Raw genomic sequence first — 18444 nt, 5'->3', positions numbered from 1 at the left:
AGATTTTACCGCACTGCTTCCTGCAGCGTTTCAACTAAGCCGTCCGTTCCGACGCGTTCCAGCATCAGGGCAAGGCGCTCATGCGGCCGGCCGTTTTTCTGAAAATAATCGAGTGCCGCATCCGCCGCCCGAATGACCTGCTCCTCACTGTACAAAATTGGCAGCAGCTGCTGGCCCTTGCGGAAGTGGTTCCCGAATGTGCCGCCAAAGTTCAACTGGTAACCTACTTTTCCTGTCCACGCCTTTTTCGGGCAGGACCGGACGCATTTGCCGCACTTTCTGCACTTGTCCCGGTCAATCGTAACCATTTTGGCTTCCTTGTCAACCGCAATGCACTGATTAGGGCAGACCTTTGCACAGGCACCACAGTAGATACAGTCCTGCTCATTCCATGATGGAATCAAACAGCCCTTAATGCCAAGGTCATTTTCTTCCGTTTTCAGGCAGTTATTGCAGCAGCCCGTAATACCAATCTTAAATTTATGGGGCAGGTCACGGCAGTAATAGCGCTCGTCCAGTTTCTTAGCCAGTTTCTGTGTATCAATTAGGCCGTTCGGGCAAACCGTGCTGCCCTGACAGGCAGTAATGGTGCGCACACGGGGACCGCAGGCACCCTGTTCCATGCCGCCTTCCTGCAGTTCTTTGCGGACAGCCGCAATGTCCTGCAGTTTAATAAATGGAATTTCTACTCCTTGGCGGGAAGTGAGGTGAACATAGCCCTTTCCGTACCGCTCGGCAATTCCATAAATCGTTTTCATCTGCTCAATAGACAAATATCCGCCTGAGGTATGCAGCCGCATAGAAAAGCAGTCTTTCTGTTTTTGGAGCATAAAGCCGTCTTTTTTCAATGCTGCATAATCAACGTTCATTGTTTGTGTCCTCCTTCGCCATCGGTCATCCTAATATGACCAATATTATTTTTTACTGCAGAAGTCTTTGGAAAACGAACAGACTTCTGCCCTCGACAATGAAATCATAAGCCATATTGTCGAAAATAGCAAGGATGTTTTTAGCAGCCTGTTCTTCGCCTACTCATAAAAAAATCCTGCCCGCATTTGGAAAACAGGCAGGAATAAAGGCTTTTCGTAATTATCCGCGGCCGGCAAGGTCCTCCAGCACAGCGTGCAGAGCGGTGTTTCCCTCTCCTACGGCTTTTGCAATTTGGTACGGCCGGCCGGTGCAGTCACCCGCAGCAAAACAGCCTGAAACATTGGTACGCATCTGCCGGTCCACCGCAATATGTCGGTCCTGCATTTTTAGTCCCTGCAGAAGTGCCATTGGAGGAAGCGCCTGTTTTAAGAAAAAGATGCCATCCACCGGCAGGCTGCTTCCATCTGTCAGTTCCAGCCCCGTCACACGGCTGTCCCCTGTAATTTTTCGGATTTTCGCAGAAAGCCGTTCCACATTGGGCCTCTGAAACTGTGATGTCTGGAACAGCGGCAGATAGTACATCTTTCCAGCCAGCCCCGCAAGGAACTCCACTTCTGTTTCCATGGCAGGTGTATCACAAACAACGGCAATCGTTTTGCCGCGGTACAAGTTTCCGTCACAGGTTGCGCAGTAACTGACGCCGCGCCCCAAAAAATCCTTTTCTCCGGGCAGCTGTACCGCGGCATTCATGCCCATTGCTAAAATGACCGTCTTCGCCGTGTACTCTTTCTGTTCATCTGCCAGCAGCATGAAGGAATTTCCCATATTGTACACTGATGTAACACGTTCCTTTGTAACAGCAATATCCATATTCTCCAGCTGACGCGCGAATGCCTGCGTCAGCTGCTGTCCCGAAACATTCGGGAAACCGGGATAATTTTGTATCTGTTCCGACCGGGCGACTTTCCCACTGTGGTCCGGACTGCCAAACAATACAAAGGACAGTCCCCTGATTTTTGCATTGAGTGCCGCAGAAATTCCCGCAGGTCCGGCCCCAACAATGGCAGTATCCAGTTGCTCCATTTTGTCCTCCTATGCCCGGCGGCTGTTCAGCAGCGTCTGCCGGCGTGTATCCTTTATTTTATTCTATTTTATTTTATCATAAATTGTAAAGAATATCAGTCCACCGACAGCTGGATTTTCGACTGCTGTATATAATGTTCCGCATTATGGCGATTTTCTGCAATCTCTTCCTCTGTCAGCGCACGTTTTACCTTTGCCGGGCAGCCCATCAGCAAGACACCGTCCGGAAATGTGTGGTCCTGCGACACCAGTGCACCCGCCGCAACAATCGAGTTCTTTCCAACGGAGGCGCCGTTCAGCAAAACAGCACCCATGCCGATGACTGTGTTGTCACCTACAGTGCACCCGTGCAGAATAGCACCATGGCCAACGGTCACGCCGTTTCCTAGGTACAGCGGCCTTCCTTCATCCACATGCAGGACACAGCAGTCCTGAATGTTCGTTCCTTCTCCAACTGAAATGGGGGCCGTATCGCCGCGTATAACTGTATTATACCAAACTGAACAGTCTTTTCCAAATGTAACGTTTCCCGTTACAACAGCGCCCTGTGCCAAAACCGGCTTTTTTTCATTCAGCATTTCTTAGAATCTTCTCTCTCATTTGTTTCTGCCGGCTCAGATGATGCTACCTGCGGAGCAGCTTTCACCGGCATCATTTTATGAAGAACCTGCAGATATTTATTTCGGCAAAGTTTATGGTAGCTTTTCAGAATTTTTTCAACAGCCTTCCCCGCCTGCTGCAAATTGGTCTGCGGCAATAAAAGCAAAAACTGCGTATCACTGTAGGAAGTAATGACATCACCACTGCGCAGAGAAGACATCGCAGCTGACTTCAGTGCATTTTGTTCGCGGATAACACTGACCCGTTCCGGCAGCGAACCGTCCGTTTTGGCAAGCGTCATCAGTACAATGGTCGCCGGCTGATGACTAAGCATACAGACACGGGCATCGACACGGTACAGATTGCGAAATGCCTCAAAATCGCAGAAATAGGCACTTTGTATTTGGGAAGGCTCCTGCAGCTCATCGCGGATAGAGGAAATATCCATAGGCGCGTGTCGGAAATTTTTAGAAATCAGGCGGTAAAGGTCGCGCAGTTCCGGAGAAATGTCCTGTCCCTTCTCCCGGTAAAACAGAGCCGTCACCTGATTATAATAGGACAGTGCCTCAGAATATCGTTCTGCCTTTAGGTAACAGAAAATGGTCAGGCGGTGCAGCTGCAGGTTGAGGGGTGCCCGCTTCAGTGCCTCCAGGCAGAATTCCGGCAGGTTGTCCGTTTGGTTCTGCTGTTCCAGCACACCGCACATGGCAGCGGTACATTCCGCATACCGGTCCTCCAGTTTATGACGAATAGCCTGTACGTCTGTTGACCGTTCCACGCCGGGCAGAAACGGACCTGCATACAGATGCATTGCTTCTTTGCAGAGTTGGCCTTTTTCGGTGACGGAATGCGTCATGCGAATGACTTGATTTAATCGCTGAAAGTGGTCGACATCCGTGTGCGTTTCCAGTGCCGGGCTCCAGCAGTATGTGCCACAGTCAAACAAAATATATTTTCCAGCCTCACTGCCAAAGGAATGGCACAGCAGCTCCCGTGTACGGTACACCAAATTTTTCAGTGCATTCATTGTGTCCGTACCGTCTACTTCATATTTCCACAGCGCCCGTATCAGCTCATCTTCCTGTAAAGGCTTTTCATGTGAATAAAGCAAAATAGCCAGCAACAGCCATACCAGAGTAGGGCGGCGCTTTTTACAGGAAATTGTCTTTTCCCCGATTGTAAGAGAAAAATTTCCCATCAGATGTGCTTCTGCAACAATTTTATGCTGTCCTGTCATATTGGTTCCTCCTAAAATCCTGTGATATCTCAGAGGAAGCCGCCTTCTCTCCTTGAAAATTTGTCGTAATTTCCATAATTTCCTTATATTTTATCATGCTGTAAAAATTTTTTCAATTATCATTCTGCCAAAAAAATGGCGTTCTTTTCATTGCAGAATGACCGCTGTTTTTTTATTCATTTACAAAAAGCTTGCAAATTCTGTTGCTCTGCGGTATAATAAAAAACAACGCCGGTGTGTTGGAATTGGCAGACGAGACGGACTCAAAATCCGTTGTCAGCAATGACGTGTGGGTTCGACCCCCACCACCGGCACCAAAGTGGAAGAGTGTACGCGTATTGAACGTGTGCACTCTCTTTTTTATGCCGCGCGGTCAAACAGACCGGCGCGGCAGCGAATAAGCGGTGCACCTGTAGTGCCGACGCTTTTTCCCACATTTCTGCATATTCATATATACCTCCTGCATATTTGTCAGTTTTCCGCTTCATTTTTTCAAGTGCAGTAAACGAGAATGACAATCCTTAAGTCTTCTGCTGCAAAACAAGAAGATTCTATTGACAAACGCTCGGTGCAGGCCTATAATGCAAGGCATAACAGCGATGGCGCTGCGGTTTTTGAACCGCTGCGCTTTTTTTATTAACTTTTTGGAGGGATTGAAACAATGGCAGCAAGCGTACCGGAAATTTTTGGGAGTATGGTCTTTGACGAACGAACCATGCAGGAACGGCTTCCGCGTGAAACATTTAAGGCGCTGGAAAACACCATTCAGGAAGGAAAAAGCCTGAACATCAACATCGCCAACACTGTGGCCAGCGCCATGAAGGACTGGGCACTGGAAAAAGGATGCACCCACTTTACCCACTGGTTTCAGCCCATGACCGGCATTACCGCCGAAAAGCATGACAGCTTCATCTCCCCTGCCGGTGACGGCTCTGTCTTGATGGAGTTTTCCGGCAAGGAACTGGTCCGTGGTGAACCGGACGCAAGCTCCTTCCCCTCCGGCGGCCTGCGCGCAACCTTTGAGGCACGCGGCTACACCGCATGGGACCCAACCAGCTTTGCGTTTGTCAAGGACAAAACGCTGTATATTCCTACGGTCTTTTGTTCCTACACCGGTGAGGCACTGGACAAAAAGACACCGCTGCTACGCTCTATGGAAGCACTGAACAAACAGGCGCTGCGCATTCTGCGCCTGTTTGGTGACACAAAGACACAGCAGGTCAATTCCACCGTCGGTCCGGAACAGGAATATTTTCTCATCGACCGGAACCTATACAATCAACGTGAGGACCTCGTGCTGACCGGCCGCACCCTGTTTGGTGCTCGCCCGCCGCGCGGCCAGGAACTGGAGGACCACTATTTTGGCAGCATCAAGCTGAAAGTTGCCTCCTTTATGAGGGACCTCGACAATGAACTGTGGAAACTGGGCGTACTGGCCAAAACCGAACACAACGAGGTTGCCCCCGCACAGCACGAACTGGCACCCATCTTTAGCAATACCAACGTTGCGGCGGATCATAATCAGCTGACCATGGAAGCCATGAAGAAGGTGGCGGAGCGCCATGGAATGTACTGCTTGCTGCACGAAAAACCCTTCGAGGGCGTCAACGGTTCCGGCAAGCACAACAACTGGTCTCTATCCACCGATACCGGCACAAATCTGCTGGAGCCCGGTGATTCCCCGATGGAGAACGCACAGTTCCTTTTGTTCCTCGTTGCCGTCATTAAAGCAGTAGATGAGTATCAGGACCTGCTGCGCATTTCGGTTGCCAGCCCCGGAAATGACCACCGTCTGGGCGCAAACGAAGCCCCACCGGCTATCCTCAGCATCTTCCTCGGCGACGAGCTCACGGAAATTCTGAAGTGCCTGGAACAGGGCAAGCCATACAGCCAGAAGGACAAGGAAATCCTAAAAGTCGGCGTACATACCCTGCCGCGCTTCCCCAAGGACAGCACGGACCGCAACCGTACCTCTCCCTTTGCTTTTACCGGAAATAAATTCGAATTCCGTATGCTGGGTTCCGCGGTTTCCATTTCCGGCCCGAATGTCGCGCTGAATACCATCGTCGCCGAAGAACTGGAGCAGTTTGCCGACAAACTGGAAAAGAGCAAAGACTTCCGGAAGGACCTCGACACACTGGTGCGCAAAACCATTAAAGAACACAAGCGCATCGTTTTCAATGGTGATAGCTACACAGATTCCTGGGTTGCGGAAGCTGAAAAGCGCGGCCTGCTGAACCTGAAAACCACAGTTGATGCTATGCCGCATTTTCTGGACAAAAAGAATGTAAAGCTCTTTGCCAAACACCACATCTTCACGGAAAGCGAGATGCACTCCCGCTATGAAGTGTCTATGGAAAACTACAGCAAAACGCTGAACATCGAGGCACTGACCATGATTGACATGGCCAATAAGCAAATTCTACCGGCAGTTGAAAAGTACATGGATGACCTGAGCCTTGCTTTTACCCACAAAAAGGCCCTAAACCCCAAAATGAACTGTCACGTGGAATATGACCGTGTAACAAAGCTGAGTGAACTGAGCGCCAGCGTGTATGATGAAACAGAGGAGCTGAAAGAAAACGTCAGCGCCGCTGCTGCCATTACTGACTTTGAGGAAAGCGCACGCGCTTACAAAGAGACGGTTCTGCCCACTATGGACGCCCTGCGCACCGATGCGGACAAGATGGAAACCTTAACCGGCGCTTCTTACTGGCCGTTCCCCACCTACGCCGACCTCATCTATCATGTCTAATCAAATTTGCCGGCGTTCCGGAACCTCTCCGGAGTGCCGGCTTTTATTTTTCTCTGAAAAGTGAGCATTAAAAAAACCGGCACGCTGCCGGCTTTTCGCTTTCTATTCTACTGAAATGTACGAATGGCGTTAAAGGGAAAAAGGCGCACTGTCACTTTGCCGACAATGATATTGTCACTGACCGTTCCGATATAGCGGCTGTCCGCTGAATGGTTCCGGTTGTCACCCATAAGAAACATTTGTCCTTTGGGGACAGTAATATCCACATTGGGGCCGGACCACGTCTGTTCTTTCACATAGGATTCCTGCAGGCGCTGGCCGTTGCGAATAACCACGCCGTTGGAAACCACAATGTGATCACCACCCACGCCGATGACTCGTTTAATCAGGTTGTCCCCAAGCGCATTGTTGCTGTTTACCACAACAATATCCCCATGCTGCGGCTGATAGTTCAGCTCCCACAGGATAACAAAATCGCCGTCATGGCAGGTATTCTGCATACTATTGCCGATAACGCGGCCAGGCCGCGCAATAAAGGTGCAAACCAGCAGAACCGCTGCAACCGTAATGCCCATAGTCATAATCCACGACAGAACACCTGTTATTTTATGGTCAGGATGGGCTGACTCCTGTTCCGGCTGTGCGTCCGGCGTCTGCGGTACATCATCAGCGGCAGCGGAAACGGCTGTTTCTTTTTCATCGGGCTGCATTCTTTACTCTCCTTTTGTTCTGTACCAAAATTTTTAACCCAGCATTTTTTCCAGCGTAAAATGTGCCATTGTCACTTTCCATAAGATACAATCCATAACCGCGAGGAATACGCTGAGCAGGATATAGTGCCCGGCATTCATCCGGAAGAATCCGGAAAACTGCCCGACATACAACAGCGTCAGCGGCAGCAGCACATAGCCGCATATCTGCACCGATTCCCGAAAGCTATGGCTGCGCCCGGAAACCAGTACCATAAACAACACCCCAAACAGAATGAGAATCGGTGTCAGCAGGAAAAACATCACAGCCCAGCTGGGGTCCGCCCAAAATGCAGTCACGCCCAGCAGAATATCCCCCACTGACATTACAATGGCATATAAAATGAAGGAAATCAGCGAAGCAACCACGGACAGCGCCGTGCATCCCAACACTTTGGCCCGAAAAATCTCTCGTGTAGTCAGCGGTGTAAGGAACAAGGTTTCAATCGTTCCGCGCTCTTTCTCCCCGACAAAGCTGCTGGCCGCTGTGACACAGGCTGTCATCAGCACAACAATCAGGTACAGCATAGGTGCCAAGCAAAAGGAAAACACATAGAACAGCGCCTGTCGGTCGTTCATATAGCTCTGCCGTTCGGAAAGCAGTATTCGCATCTGCTGCATATCTTTGATACTAGAATCCGGTAAAATATAGGCCAGCACCATAAACAGAATCGGCAGGCAGACGACAAACAGCAGCGGAACGATTACCAGCATGGCACGCACCCCGAGGTTCTGCCACATTTCCCGAAAATCCTTTTTAATCAATACTTTTTCGCGTCTGTTTGCTGCATTTCGTATCCATTTCGGCAGTTTCAACGGGATTCCTCCTTTTCCAGCAAAGCGGTATACGCATCCGCAAGCGTCGGACGGTAAAGATGTGCCTCATAAACGTCATGACCCGCCGCTACAATTTCCCGCAGGAGGTCCGGCATATCGCTTTCCTTTTCTATTTGCTTCTGCCAGAAGCCATCTGTCCCTTTTATAAATCCAGTAAGGCTGTCCTGCTCCGGCAGACAGACGCCCGCCCGTATGGAACACTCCGCTTTCCGGCACAGCTCTTTTGTCCCGCCCGCGGCAAGGATAACACCCTCCCGCAGAATGCCAAACTGCGTACACAAAAGCTGCGCATAGGCCGGGTGATGGGTACACAGCAGAATAGTCAATCCCTCCTGCTGTTTCAGTCCGGTCAGCAGACCGAGCACTGCCTGTGTGCTTTCTGGGTCCAGCCCCTGAAAAGGCTCGTCAAGCAGCAGGACCTTCGGGTGAATCATCAGCGCACGCGCAAGGGACAGCCGCTGCATCACGCCGCTTGGAAAGTCACGCACCAGCGTTTCTCTCGCCTGCCAAATGCCCAAGTCCTTCATCAATTCCGCCGCACGGACCTGTGCGTCAGAGGCGGTCATGCCAGCGGTTTCCCCAAAGAAGGCCAGGTTTTCCCGTCCGGTCATACAGCCGTACAGGTGTGCAGAAGGCGTCACAACACCGCACACACTGTGCAGCCGAGCCGGATTCTTCTCTGGGTCTATTTCCATAACCATACAGCGTCCGCTGCTGGGCGTTATCAGCCCGCCCAGCAGTTTAACCACTGTTGTCTTGCCTGCACCGTCCGGCCCAAGCAGCGCACAGGCTTTTCCCTCCGGTACAGTGATGGTTAGTGAATCCAGCGCATTGGTTGTATGGTCATATGACTTTGTCAGTCTGTCAGTAATGATTGCATTCATGAATGTCCGCGGCCCTCCGGCTTCTGCTGTCTTTCAAAAAAGCTTTATATCATTTAAGGATACCCATTTTTCGGATTTTGTCAATGTTTTCTGTCCGGAAGTGTGACTTTCCGCTGTACCGGAACCGGCACACAAAAGGGACCGCCGCAAAAGCTGCGGCAGTCCTCAAAATAGGCAATTATGATTTTTCGGAAACAGTTTCGGCGTTTAAAACCGCTTTGGCCGTCAGCTGATGCCCATCGTAATCGACAACAATGGTCGAGCGCGGCGCAAAGTCGCCTGCAATCATCTTCTTGGCCAGCAGTGTTTCCACATTGGATTGGATAAAGCGCTTGAGCGGACGGGCGCCATATACAGGGTCATACCCCTGGTCCACAACATAGGTGCGGGCAGCGTCGGTCAGCTGCAGCCCCAGCTCTCTGCCCCGCAGACGTTTGCCAAGAGACGCAATCTGCAGATTGACAATCTGGCTGATTTCCTCTTTTGTAAGCGGCTTATAAAATACAATTTCGTCCAAACGGTTCAGGAACTCCGGACGGAACTGGTGGCGCAGCAGGCCGTGAACTTCCTCCCGTGCCTTTTCACTGATGGTGCCATCGGGCTGAATGCCCTCCAGAATCTGCTGTGAACCGAGGTTGGAAGTCAGGATGAGAATGGTGTTCTTAAAGTCCACTGTCCGGCCCTGGCTGTCCGTAATGCGGCCATCGTCCAGCACCTGCAGCAGGATATTAAAGACGTCCGGATGCGCCTTTTCCACCTCATCGAACAGCACCACACTGTATGGTTTGCGGCGCACAGCCTCGGTCAGCTGGCCGCCCTCCTCGTATCCGACATATCCGGGAGGTGCGCCAATCAGGCGCGACACACTGAATTTTTCCATATATTCGGACATATCGATACGAATCAAGTTTCGCTCATCGTCAAACAGTGCCTGTGCCAATGCTTTGGCAAGCTCTGTTTTGCCGACGCCAGTAGGACCGAGGAACAGGAACGAACCAATGGGACGGTTCGGGTCCTGAATGCCCGCACGGGAACGAAGAATGGCATCGCTGACTTTATTCACCGCTTCATCCTGTCCAATGACACGCTCATGCAGTGTCTGCGGCAGGCGCAGCAGCTTTTCGCGTTCGCCCTCCATTAGGCGGCTGACCGGAATGCCGGTCCAGCGGCCGACAATGCGGGCAATCTCTTCTTCGTCCACACGGTCACGCAGCAAATGGTGGTCGTCCTCTTTTTCCGCAATCTGTTCCTGTTCTTCCAGCTGCTTTTTCAGTTCCGGCAGTTTGCCGTACTGGAGTTCCGCTGCCTTTTCAAGGTTGTAGTTGCGGTGGGCTTCCTCTATTGCGGCATTGCACTTTTCAATTTCAGAACGAAGATTTTGGACTTTTCCAATGTCCTTCTTCTCGTTCTCCCACTGGGCTTTCATGGACTTGAACCGTTCGCGCAGTTCCGCCAACTCTTTCTGCAGGTTAGCCAAATGCTGCCGACTCAAGCGGTCGTCCTCTTTCCTCAGGGCAGCCTCTTCAATTTCCAGCTGCATGATTTTACGCGAAACATCGTCCACCTCCGCCGGCATGGAGTCAATTTCGGTTCGCACCGTAGCGCAGGCTTCATCGACAAGGTCAATGGCCTTATCCGGCAGAAACCGGTCCGTAATGTAGCGGTTAGAAAGCGTTGCGGCGGCAATCAGCGCCTGGTCGGTAATTTTTACGCCGTGGAACACTTCATAGCGCTGCTTTAAGCCGCGCAGAATAGACACGGTGTCCTCCACAGACGGTTCACTCACCATAACGGGCTGAAAACGGCGTTCCAGTGCAGCGTCCTTTTCGATATACTGGTGGAATTCATTCAGCGTCGTGGCACCAATGCAGTGCAGTTCGCCGCGGGCCAGCATGGGCTTCAGCAGGTTTCCGGCATCCATGCTGCCCTCGGTTTTACCGGCACCGACAATGGTGTGCAGCTCATCGATAAATAGAATAATGCGGCCGTTTGACTTTTTCACCTCATTGAGTACCGCCTTAAAGCGTTCCTCAAACTCGCCGCGGTACTTGGCACCGGCGATCAAAGCGCCCATGTCCAGCGAATACAGCTTATGGTCTTTCAGATTGTTCGGCACATCTCCGCGTACAATCCGCTGTGCCAGACCCTCTACAATCGCCGTCTTGCCAACACCTGGTTCACCAATTAGGACTGGATTGTTTTTCGTTTTGCGGGAAAGGATACGAATGGTATCACGAATTTCCGCATCCCGTCCGATAACCGGGTCCAGCTTTTGGTCACGGGCTGCCTGCACAAGGTCGGTCGCATATTTGGACAGCGCCGCATAGGTTTCCTCCGGGTTGTCGCTGGTGACACGGGTATTTCCGCGTACGCTGGAAAGTGCGTCCAGAAAACGGCTTTCCGTAAGATTGTATTTGTTAAACAGTGTTTTCAGTGTACCGTTGGCGCGGCGCAGCAGGCCGATAAACAGGTGCTCCACGGAAACATATTCGTCGTTCATATGCTTGGCCGCAGATTCCGATTCCGTTAAAGCAGTATCCACATCCTGTGCAATGTAGATTTTGCCCGGCTCCCGCCCCGGACCGGAAACGGCCGGCATTTTTTCAATCTCCGCGTTGACGTCCTGCAGAAATGCCTGCGGGTCTATGTTCATTTTTTTGAGCAGCTGCGGAATCAGCCCATTCTCCTGTGTGAGCAAGGCGCTTAACAAATGCAGCTGTTCAATCTGCATGTTCTCGTGCGACAAAGCGAGACTTTGCGCCCGCTGAATCGCGTCCAGTGATTTCTGTGTAAAATTCTGTGCGTTCATAGGTCTTCACACTCCTTCAAAAAACGAAGCAGCAAAAGAAAAAGCGCCCGAGGGCGCCGGTAAGGTCCCGCTGCGGGAACCTTCCTTTCACCTTACAAGCGCTAGTATATCCACAGAAGATGAACGGTATGTGAATATTCTATTTATCGTTTGTAAACATTAGCACTCTATCTTTAAGAGTGCTAATTCTCTTATTCTAGGTTCAAGTGTTTCTTCATAATGACATTGTTAATGACAAAATTAACGCCGATGAACAATACAAAATACGCCAGCACACAGCCAAGCGTCGCACACATTTCCTGTACCTCATTCAGCGAGAAACTCACTCGTTCCACAAAGTTCTGCACTTCCTGTATGTCAGAGAGCGTAGAAAGGATGCCGAGCAAAATAGTGTGCGCAATCATAAAACCAATCAGCACCAGCACGGCGACAATGCGGTGATGTCTTTGCACCAAGCTGCCGATACTCATAGAGGTATAGAAAAGCAGTTCAACAAATATCAAACCTGCAATTATCGTCAGTATTGACAGCAGGAGCACGCCAATGTATTCCGGATTTTCCGCCAGCTTATTCAGTGCCTGCTGGCAGAACTGCAGAAATTCTCTGTCATAACGAATATCTGAACGAATGCCGGGCAGAGAGGCAATCCACAGACTTACAAACGCGACGGCACAGGAAGCCAGTGTCCACACACCGCCGATGATAATCTTGCTCCAGAGCAGCTGTGCCGGCGTAACCGGCAGGGTATGCATTAGGTAGCCCTCATCTTTAAAAAGATTATCATAAAAATACTTGATGCAGAATATCAGCGTCAGCAGGAACATTGCAAACAAAGAAAGAATATACAGCCCGCAAATAATATCAAACAAAGCAGTCAGCGGGCGGGAATTCGCGTGCGGAATATGGTTCAAAATCGTGTACAGTACGGACAGCGCCAACACAACCAGATAGGTCGGCCCAAAGGCACGCCCGGTCGAGCGAAAATCATAATGAATCAGTTTACTCAGCATTTGAATACCTCCCGGAAGCAGGCGTCCACGCTCTTGCCCTCATGCTCACGAAGTTCGTCCGCCGGTGTGTGCAGCAGCACGCTGCCCTCTCGCAGGAAAATAACTTCGTCCAAAATTTTCTCCACATCTGCAATCAGGTGAGTGCTGATGATAACGGTAGCATTTTCACTGTAGTTGCTAATAATTGTATTTAAAATGTAATCTCGGGTGGCGGGGTCCACACCGCCGATGGGTTCGTCCAGCAGGTACAGCTGGGCATTGCGGCTCATCACTAAAATCAGCTGCATTTTTTCACGGGTTCCCTTGCTCATGGTACGCAGGCGGCTGGAAAGGCTGATGCCCAGCCGCTGCAGCATATCCAGTGCCTTGCTCATGTCAAAGTCCGCATAAAAATCAGAAAAAACAGTAAGCAGGTCCTTCGCGCACATCCAGTCGCTTAAGTAGCGATGTTCCGGCAGATAGGAAACAATCTTTTTTGTTTCCACACCGGGCGCCATGCCGGCAATCGAAAGAATGCCGGTGCTGGGTGTCAGCAGGCCGCTGCACAGTTTAATCAAGGTGCTTTTTCCGCTGCCGTTCGGTCCCAGCAATCCCACAATGCGGCCGCGTTCAACTTTCAAGTTTACATTCTGCAGGGCGGTCTTTCCGACATAGTTTTTGCACAGCCCGCTGCACTGTAAAATTGGTTCCATCAGGATACCTCCCTCTCTCTCTTTTCCGCCTTCTGCACCATTTGTGCAGCGTCCTCCTGGGTAAACCCAAGACTTTCCATCTTTTGCAGAAACTCCTGGATAACTTTCTGTGCAAGGGATGATTTCAAGTCCATAATGGTTTCCTCCTTATCCGTAACAAAGCGGCCGCTGGTCCGCTGGGTAAACAGCAGGCCCTCCGTTTCCAGCTGTGATAAAGCCCGCTGCATGGTATTGGGATTGACGGCGGCCTCCGCCGCCAGCTCCCGCACGCTGGGCAGCTTGCTGCCGGCAGGGTACCTGCCAGACACCACACGCAGCTTTATCTGGTCCGCCAGCTGGGTGTAGATTGGTCGGTCTGAAGAGAACTGCCAAGCCATCTTTTTTCCTCCTTCTGTACTAGTGTACTAACAACCTAATACAATAATACATTGGTACAGCTGCTTTGTCAAGTACTTTTTTGAAAAATAAAAAACTGCGCCAGAGGCTGTTGTATGCCTTCGGCGCAGAAAAAATACCATGTTTGGTTTTGAGTCAGACCTTTGGGGCCTGCTTGTTGTGCGGGTGATTGTTCGGCACAACGGACGTTCCCTTTTCATGCAGATAGGTGCTCTCGAAGTCGGCCAAATGCAGCTTTACAGCCAGCGGATACTTTTCGTATGCCTGTGAAATTGCTTTGCAGCCGCCGCGTGCCGCATCGTCAAATCCACCCATGTGCCAGCGGATAGCCATGGCCTCGCTGGTACGCAAACGCAGAAAGCGCTCGATGAGAAAGACAGACTTTTCACCGTGACCGTAGGGGAATTGGTCGTCGATGCTGTAGTAAGGGCGGCGCTCCCATTTGCCAGTTTCGTCATTTTTGACATTGCGCGTACTCTGTTTATAAAAATTCGCCTTGCAGATATCATGCAGCAGCCCGCAGATAACGTAGCTTTCCTCGCTGTCCGTTTCCGGCTCAAACCAGTTCATCATGGTCTTATAGACGCTGATACTGTGCTGTACCAAACCACTCGGGCAGGCGCAGTGATAACGGGTGCTGGCAGGTGCTGTGAAAAAGTCCGTCCGCTTCTGCAGCCATTCCAGCAGCTCAGCCGCTCCCTCACGTTTGACCTTGCTTTGAAAAATCTCTATGAACTCTTCTTTATATTCCATCCTGTTACGGCTCCTTCCTAACTTCTGGCTATGATTATACCATATCCACAAAAAAGAGGGAACCTTTTGCATACAGAACGGGCATTACACCAGATGAACATGGTTCTCTGTCATCCACCATTGATAAATTCTATAGTTGTCTTTTAACAGTTGTGTTTAAATCTGTGGCTTCAGATGTCGCTTATCAGCTCAGTAATTCAGGTCACAACTATAGAACATCATGGCTAGTTTATTAAACGTTATTAGTGTATTGCTGCAAAAACGTCAGCCTTATATGTATAATACTTGTCTAGCTGTGCCTGCTTTGAGGTATATAAGTCAAAATTCTGTAGTTCGCTAAAGTGAATTATTTCTTCTGTGGATTTTAAAATACGCGGTTGCTTTTTGTCAGACAATCGATAGATACCAAATGCAGATTCACTGACAGGATAATACTGCATGGAGTCCACAGTTTTTGATGCATCCGATGGTACATGTTTGAGCAGTAATAAATATTCAACATCTTTTTGCAATGGAATCATTGCATTTTGTGCCGCGTCATAATAAAATGCTTGCTCAGTATTTTCAATTACATTCATCTGCTGTACAACCAAAATCGTTTTTCCTACTAACGAAGCACTGCCTTTATTCACTTTTTCCACGTTTACAGGGGTATAAAGCGCATCATTGGTTGCTTTCCGCTCGCCCGACCATTTTCCCTGCACGATAATATCAGAACCTGACACAAGGTCTGCACCGGTGCGAAAACCCTTTCCCTCTAAAAATGACGTTGTTTCCTCCGCGTTCGGTTTCTTCCTGCACAACTTTTCGGATTAACGCAACGCCGTCTTCATCCAATGCGTTGGTAGGTTCATCCAATAAAATTAAATTGGGCTTTTCCATAATCGCCTGTGCAATGGCCAGCCGTTGTTTCATGCCCAGTGAGTACTTGTGATAGACCCGCCGGTCATCCGGGTCAAGTCCCACGCGTGTAATGGAATCCCGAATCTCCGGCTCCCCAATCTGCCCTTTGATGGAAGCCAGTAATTTAAGATTTTCCAGTCCCGTAAAATAAGGCCAGAAACCAACGTTTTCAATAATCAGTCCTAAGCTGTCTGGGAAAGAATTGGAATTATTCAGTTCCTTTCCAAGAACCATCACACTGCCCTCTGTAGGGCAGATTAACCCCGCAATCGCGCGCATAAGCATAGACTTGCCGCACCCATTATGACCATATAGTCCATAGCAGACACCGCTTTCCAACTGCAAAGTCACATTTGAAAGAACGGTTTGCCCCTTAATTGTTTTCGTATAATTTTTCACTTCTACTGTAACGCCCATCCTTGTTCCTCCTTCATCAATGAAATCATGTCCTGCTTGCAAAACCACTGGCGGTACAGCCAATAACAAGCAATACACCACAGGATAATTGCACAAATGCAGCCTCCCGCGGCGGCACCGGGGACTGGCACAATTCCAAATATCTCCTGACCGGGAACCGTAAACGGAAGTGTGTGCCACAAGAGCATTTGGCTGGCACCGGGCAGCAGGATATATAAGGGTACCAGTGATGCAGCTTGACCGTAAAGTATACAGCACAGAAAAATTGGCACTAAATATAAAAGCAGCACTATAAGGAATGCAGCAGCACCGCCTAGTTTGAGGGAAAAGGCATTTTGCAGAAAAGCAAAAAGGAATACAGTACCTACATTAAGCAAATACAATGTCAACAGCAAAATTACCGTGTGTATGCCGTTTTGCGGTTTTAACCCGTTAAAAACACCAATTAACAGTGTGACAGCAAAAAGCAGACCAAAGGTACTGCAGGTTCTCTCTTCAGCAAATGGAGCATCTGCCGAAACAGCCACCCCGACTTTTTCTGCGAGCGCGTAAAAACATACACATAACTAATACGGCAATCCTCTAAAAAAGGTTGGAAAGCATATAGACCGACACCACATTGGGAATCATCCATCGTAAATTGGAGATTGACAGAATATCTTCCACATCGCAAATACCGCCGTAGCAAGCCAGAAAATAGAACTCCAGACTGCCGTGCATTTGTGCAGCAACGCTTAAATTCGGAAACAGAAGCAGCAAAAAGGCAGCACCGGTAACAACGTAGCGATAGCTTTGATAGAGCAGCCTTTTCAGCGTCATTTCTGCTCCCCTTTCTCCTTGGGGAGACAATCACATCCGGGACAAACGATTGCGCCTATTACAGCAACCGCCACGATGACAGCCGCATTCCGTATCAAGTTGATTCCATATGCATTCGTATGTCCCGGAACAACAGCAATCGCTTCCATAATGCCTAGTTCACCCCAATCCAAAGCCCCCTGCAAGACGATAAAGTCATACAAAACGAGGCCATAACTGACAACACAGCCCAAAATGCAATTCGAAAATACCTGCGCGAAGAATAGGTAAACGCAGGTAATGCAGGCGTAAGCTGCACACTGCGACACAAACGCGAACAGAAAGAAAGCTGCGTTTTCCGCATAATGCGTCAGCTGCCCAAAAACGGCCGCTCGTATAAACAGCAAAAGGTACAGCAGCACAACATAAAGAACCGCACTCGCCGCGCCAATTGCAAGCCGAAGCAGCCACAGCCTTCTTTTCGAGAGCAATCTGCAGAAAACGGTTTCCTGCTCAAAAAAGTGAATCTGCGGCTGCAGCAAAATAAAATACATGGGAATGCAGAAGCTAGCGGTACTGAACCAGAAAAAATAGGATGCATAGTTAGCAAGATAAAACTTCGGATGTTGCTCCCACGCAAACTGCGCCAGCATATTCGGTCTGAAAATCCCCAAGGCTGTAAAAGCCAGCAGGACCAGCAGCACCACAGCGGTCGACCGATTGCGAAGATAGACTTTTCTAAGTGCGCGCAGCGTCATACCTCATCCCGCCTCACATGAATTTTTACAAGCAGCCCTGCTAAATCGAAGAGCAAAAGCACAGCCGCTCCGCATAGGAGATAGGACAGCTTTGTACCTGCCGCCCGGAAAGGCGGTACCATCCATGCAATAGGCATATATTTTTCGTTCCCAAGACCGCCCAGCAAGCCAGCAATGATATAGCAAATTCCCGGGACAGTCAATACTAGAAAATGATTCAGCTTGGTATGAACAGAAAGGACATAAGAAAGCAATGCAAAAAGTCCCCCCAAAAATGCTGTTATAAAATCATACAGAAAAAAATAGATATAAGGATGATTATAGAACAATGGTTTCCAATACGATAGATTATAAAACGCAGTGTAAGGATCCAATGGATAGGTGGGAGTTATTTTCAGAGAATCCAACGGAATTGCAGTCATGAATACCAGCTTTTGAATCACCAAGGGAATCCAAATAATCAATGCTCCTGCAATAAAAACAGTCAGCCATTGTGCGGTATAGTAATGGCTGCGGCCAACCCTCGCAATGACAATGCGGTCGCTCCCATATTGCTTTTCCTCGAAATTACAGTCGGAATACGCCAAGGAAACCGCAAAAGGAAAAAGCATGATAAAGAACAATCCATAACTGTCGAAAGTATGTACTACACTAACTTGTGCCTGTCCAAAGTAAACATACGCGGCTGACAACGTTGCCTGATCCGTTTTGTACATCTGCATCGATTCCACCAACGTTGGAAACAGCACATAAGCCAGAACGGCACACAGCACAATATAAAATCGCCGATTCCTAAAAAGGACTTTAAGGTTTGTCTTCTGTAAATTTCTTAACATTTTACATCTCCATGCATTTAAAATCTGCAAGTTTTTCATTCCATGCTTTCAATGCCA

19 protein-coding genes and 1 tRNA gene are annotated in these 18444 nt (G+C 49.5%); 2 read left to right on the top strand and 18 right to left on the bottom strand.

Going from position 1 to position 18444, the window contains the following annotated elements; genetic code table 11:
• Nucleotides 1-5 precede the first annotated feature (5 nt).
• From GJQ69_RS02960 to GJQ69_RS02945, 4 genes are all read right to left on the bottom strand, one after another.
• Nucleotides 6-869 (bottom strand): 4Fe-4S binding protein, encoded by an 864-nt coding sequence (locus GJQ69_RS02960; RefSeq protein WP_174192891.1) that lies wholly within the window; start codon nucleotides 867-869, stop codon nucleotides 6-8.
• A 220-nt stretch (nucleotides 870-1089) separates the two neighbouring features.
• Nucleotides 1090-1953 carry an NAD(P)/FAD-dependent oxidoreductase gene (locus tag GJQ69_RS02955; RefSeq protein ID WP_086036202.1) on the bottom strand — a complete coding sequence of 288 codons (864 nt, stop codon included), beginning with the start codon at nucleotides 1951-1953 and terminating at the stop codon, nucleotides 1090-1092.
• 95 nt (nucleotides 1954-2048) lie between these two features.
• Complete coding sequence (locus GJQ69_RS02950; RefSeq protein ID WP_086036205.1) at nucleotides 2049-2531, bottom strand: gamma carbonic anhydrase family protein; 483 nt, start codon at nucleotides 2529-2531, stop codon at nucleotides 2049-2051.
• Nucleotides 2525-3790 carry an AfsR/SARP family transcriptional regulator gene (locus tag GJQ69_RS02945; protein ID WP_086036207.1) on the bottom strand — a complete coding sequence of 422 codons (1266 nt, stop codon included), beginning with the start codon at nucleotides 3788-3790 and terminating at the stop codon, nucleotides 2525-2527. The genes GJQ69_RS02950 and GJQ69_RS02945 overlap by 7 nt, the downstream gene beginning before the upstream one ends.
• 230 nt (nucleotides 3791-4020) lie before the next feature.
• On the opposite strand from GJQ69_RS02945, the gene GJQ69_RS02940 reads away from it, so the two are divergent.
• Together GJQ69_RS02940 and GJQ69_RS02935 are read left to right on the top strand one after the other, a co-directional pair.
• Nucleotides 4021-4107 (top strand) — tRNA-Leu (locus GJQ69_RS02940).
• Nucleotides 4108-4451: 344 nt separating this feature from the next.
• Nucleotides 4452-6545, top strand: a complete 2094-nt coding sequence (locus GJQ69_RS02935) for a glutamine synthetase III family protein (RefSeq protein ID WP_174192889.1) — start codon at nucleotides 4452-4454, stop codon at nucleotides 6543-6545.
• Between the two features lie 107 nt (nucleotides 6546-6652).
• On the opposite strand, the gene lepB is transcribed toward GJQ69_RS02935, so the two are convergent.
• The 14 genes from lepB to GJQ69_RS02865 all read right to left on the bottom strand — a co-directional run bounded on the left by lepB (nucleotide 6653) and on the right by GJQ69_RS02865 (nucleotide 18426).
• Nucleotides 6653-7255 (bottom strand): signal peptidase I, encoded by a 603-nt coding sequence (lepB, locus tag GJQ69_RS02930; RefSeq protein ID WP_174192887.1) that lies wholly within the window; start codon nucleotides 7253-7255, stop codon nucleotides 6653-6655.
• Nucleotides 7256-7288: 33 nt separating this feature from the next.
• Nucleotides 7289-8110 carry an ABC transporter permease gene (locus GJQ69_RS02925; RefSeq protein WP_086036215.1) on the bottom strand — a complete coding sequence of 274 codons (822 nt, stop codon included), beginning with the start codon at nucleotides 8108-8110 and terminating at the stop codon, nucleotides 7289-7291.
• Nucleotides 8107-9015, bottom strand: coding sequence for an ABC transporter ATP-binding protein (locus GJQ69_RS02920; protein ID WP_086036217.1), 909 nt, complete (start codon nucleotides 9013-9015; stop codon nucleotides 8107-8109). Before GJQ69_RS02920 ends, GJQ69_RS02925 begins: the two co-directional genes overlap by 4 nt.
• Before the next feature lie 178 nt (nucleotides 9016-9193).
• A complete protein-coding gene (gene clpB, locus GJQ69_RS02915) occupies nucleotides 9194-11824 on the bottom strand; it encodes an ATP-dependent chaperone ClpB (protein WP_174192885.1) in 2631 nt (876 codons plus the stop codon).
• A 191-nt stretch (nucleotides 11825-12015) separates the two neighbouring features.
• Nucleotides 12016-12834 (bottom strand): hypothetical protein, encoded by an 819-nt coding sequence (locus GJQ69_RS02910; protein ID WP_086036223.1) that lies wholly within the window; start codon nucleotides 12832-12834, stop codon nucleotides 12016-12018.
• A complete protein-coding gene (locus GJQ69_RS02905; protein ID WP_086036225.1) occupies nucleotides 12828-13526 on the bottom strand; it encodes an ABC transporter ATP-binding protein in 699 nt (232 codons plus the stop codon). Before GJQ69_RS02905 ends, GJQ69_RS02910 begins: the two co-directional genes overlap by 7 nt.
• Entirely contained in the window at nucleotides 13526-13903 is a 378-nt protein-coding gene (locus tag GJQ69_RS02900) for a GntR family transcriptional regulator (RefSeq protein WP_086036229.1), read from the bottom strand. Before GJQ69_RS02900 ends, GJQ69_RS02905 begins: the two co-directional genes overlap by 1 nt.
• Nucleotides 13904-14057: 154 nt before the next feature.
• Nucleotides 14058-14675, bottom strand: a complete 618-nt coding sequence (locus GJQ69_RS02895) for an HD domain-containing protein (protein WP_086036230.1) — start codon at nucleotides 14673-14675, stop codon at nucleotides 14058-14060.
• Between the two features lie 242 nt (nucleotides 14676-14917).
• Nucleotides 14918-15400, bottom strand: a complete 483-nt coding sequence (locus tag GJQ69_RS02890) for a hypothetical protein (protein WP_086036233.1) — start codon at nucleotides 15398-15400, stop codon at nucleotides 14918-14920.
• On the bottom strand, nucleotides 15387-15995 hold the full coding sequence (locus tag GJQ69_RS02885) for an ATP-binding cassette domain-containing protein (RefSeq protein ID WP_086036236.1): 609 nt from the start codon (nucleotides 15993-15995) through the stop codon (nucleotides 15387-15389). The genes GJQ69_RS02890 and GJQ69_RS02885 overlap by 14 nt, the downstream gene beginning before the upstream one ends.
• Nucleotides 15980-16522 (bottom strand): hypothetical protein, encoded by a 543-nt coding sequence (locus GJQ69_RS02880; protein WP_174192883.1) that lies wholly within the window; start codon nucleotides 16520-16522, stop codon nucleotides 15980-15982. Before GJQ69_RS02880 ends, GJQ69_RS02885 begins: the two co-directional genes overlap by 16 nt.
• Nucleotides 16523-16577: 55 nt before the next feature.
• Nucleotides 16578-16814, bottom strand: a complete 237-nt coding sequence (locus GJQ69_RS02875; protein ID WP_086036242.1) for a hypothetical protein — start codon at nucleotides 16812-16814, stop codon at nucleotides 16578-16580.
• Complete coding sequence (locus GJQ69_RS02870; protein ID WP_174192881.1) at nucleotides 16811-17551, bottom strand: hypothetical protein; 741 nt, start codon at nucleotides 17549-17551, stop codon at nucleotides 16811-16813. The genes GJQ69_RS02875 and GJQ69_RS02870 overlap by 4 nt, the downstream gene beginning before the upstream one ends.
• Nucleotides 17548-18426, bottom strand: a complete 879-nt coding sequence (locus GJQ69_RS02865; protein WP_174192880.1) for a hypothetical protein — start codon at nucleotides 18424-18426, stop codon at nucleotides 17548-17550. The genes GJQ69_RS02870 and GJQ69_RS02865 overlap by 4 nt, the downstream gene beginning before the upstream one ends.
• Nucleotides 18427-18444: the final 18 nt, after the last annotated feature.

Origin of the sequence: Caproicibacterium lactatifermentans, assembly GCF_013315815.1 — a bacterium.
Taxonomy (GTDB): domain Bacteria; phylum Bacillota; class Clostridia; order Oscillospirales; family Acutalibacteraceae; genus Caproicibacterium; species Caproicibacterium lactatifermentans.
This window is presented reverse-complemented; position numbering and strand designations above follow the sequence as displayed.

Excerpts from the sequence above, each read along its gene's own strand:
- GJQ69_RS02960 (WP_174192891.1), bottom strand. The coding sequence starts at position 869 with ATGAACGTTGATTATGCAGCATTGAAAAAAGACGGCTTTATGCTCCAA.
- GJQ69_RS02955 (WP_086036202.1), bottom strand. The coding sequence starts at position 1,953 with ATGGAGCAACTGGATACTGCCATTGTTGGGGCCGGACCTGCGGGAATT.
- GJQ69_RS02950 (WP_086036205.1), bottom strand. The coding sequence starts at position 2,531 with ATGCTGAATGAAAAAAAGCCGGTTTTGGCACAGGGCGCTGTTGTAACG.
- GJQ69_RS02945 (WP_086036207.1), bottom strand. The coding sequence starts at position 3,790 with ATGACAGGACAGCATAAAATTGTTGCAGAAGCACATCTGATGGGAAAT.
- GJQ69_RS02935 (WP_174192889.1), top strand. The coding sequence starts at position 4,452 with ATGGCAGCAAGCGTACCGGAAATTTTTGGGAGTATGGTCTTTGACGAA.
- lepB (WP_174192887.1), bottom strand. The coding sequence starts at position 7,255 with ATGCAGCCCGATGAAAAAGAAACAGCCGTTTCCGCTGCCGCTGATGAT.
- GJQ69_RS02920 (WP_086036217.1), bottom strand. The coding sequence starts at position 9,015 with ATGAATGCAATCATTACTGACAGACTGACAAAGTCATATGACCATACA.
- clpB (WP_174192885.1), bottom strand. The coding sequence starts at position 11,824 with ATGAACGCACAGAATTTTACACAGAAATCACTGGACGCGATTCAGCGG.
- GJQ69_RS02910 (WP_086036223.1), bottom strand. The coding sequence starts at position 12,834 with ATGCTGAGTAAACTGATTCATTATGATTTTCGCTCGACCGGGCGTGCC.
- GJQ69_RS02905 (WP_086036225.1), bottom strand. The coding sequence starts at position 13,526 with ATGGAACCAATTTTACAGTGCAGCGGGCTGTGCAAAAACTATGTCGGA.
- GJQ69_RS02900 (WP_086036229.1), bottom strand. The coding sequence starts at position 13,903 with ATGGCTTGGCAGTTCTCTTCAGACCGACCAATCTACACCCAGCTGGCG.
- GJQ69_RS02895 (WP_086036230.1), bottom strand. The coding sequence starts at position 14,675 with ATGGAATATAAAGAAGAGTTCATAGAGATTTTTCAAAGCAAGGTCAAA.
- GJQ69_RS02885 (WP_086036236.1), bottom strand. The coding sequence starts at position 15,995 with ATGGGCGTTACAGTAGAAGTGAAAAATTATACGAAAACAATTAAGGGG.
- GJQ69_RS02875 (WP_086036242.1), bottom strand. The coding sequence starts at position 16,814 with ATGACGCTGAAAAGGCTGCTCTATCAAAGCTATCGCTACGTTGTTACC.
- GJQ69_RS02870 (WP_174192881.1), bottom strand. The coding sequence starts at position 17,551 with ATGACGCTGCGCGCACTTAGAAAAGTCTATCTTCGCAATCGGTCGACC.
- GJQ69_RS02865 (WP_174192880.1), bottom strand. The coding sequence starts at position 18,426 with ATGAAAAACTTGCAGATTTTAAATGCATGGAGATGTAAAATGTTAAGA.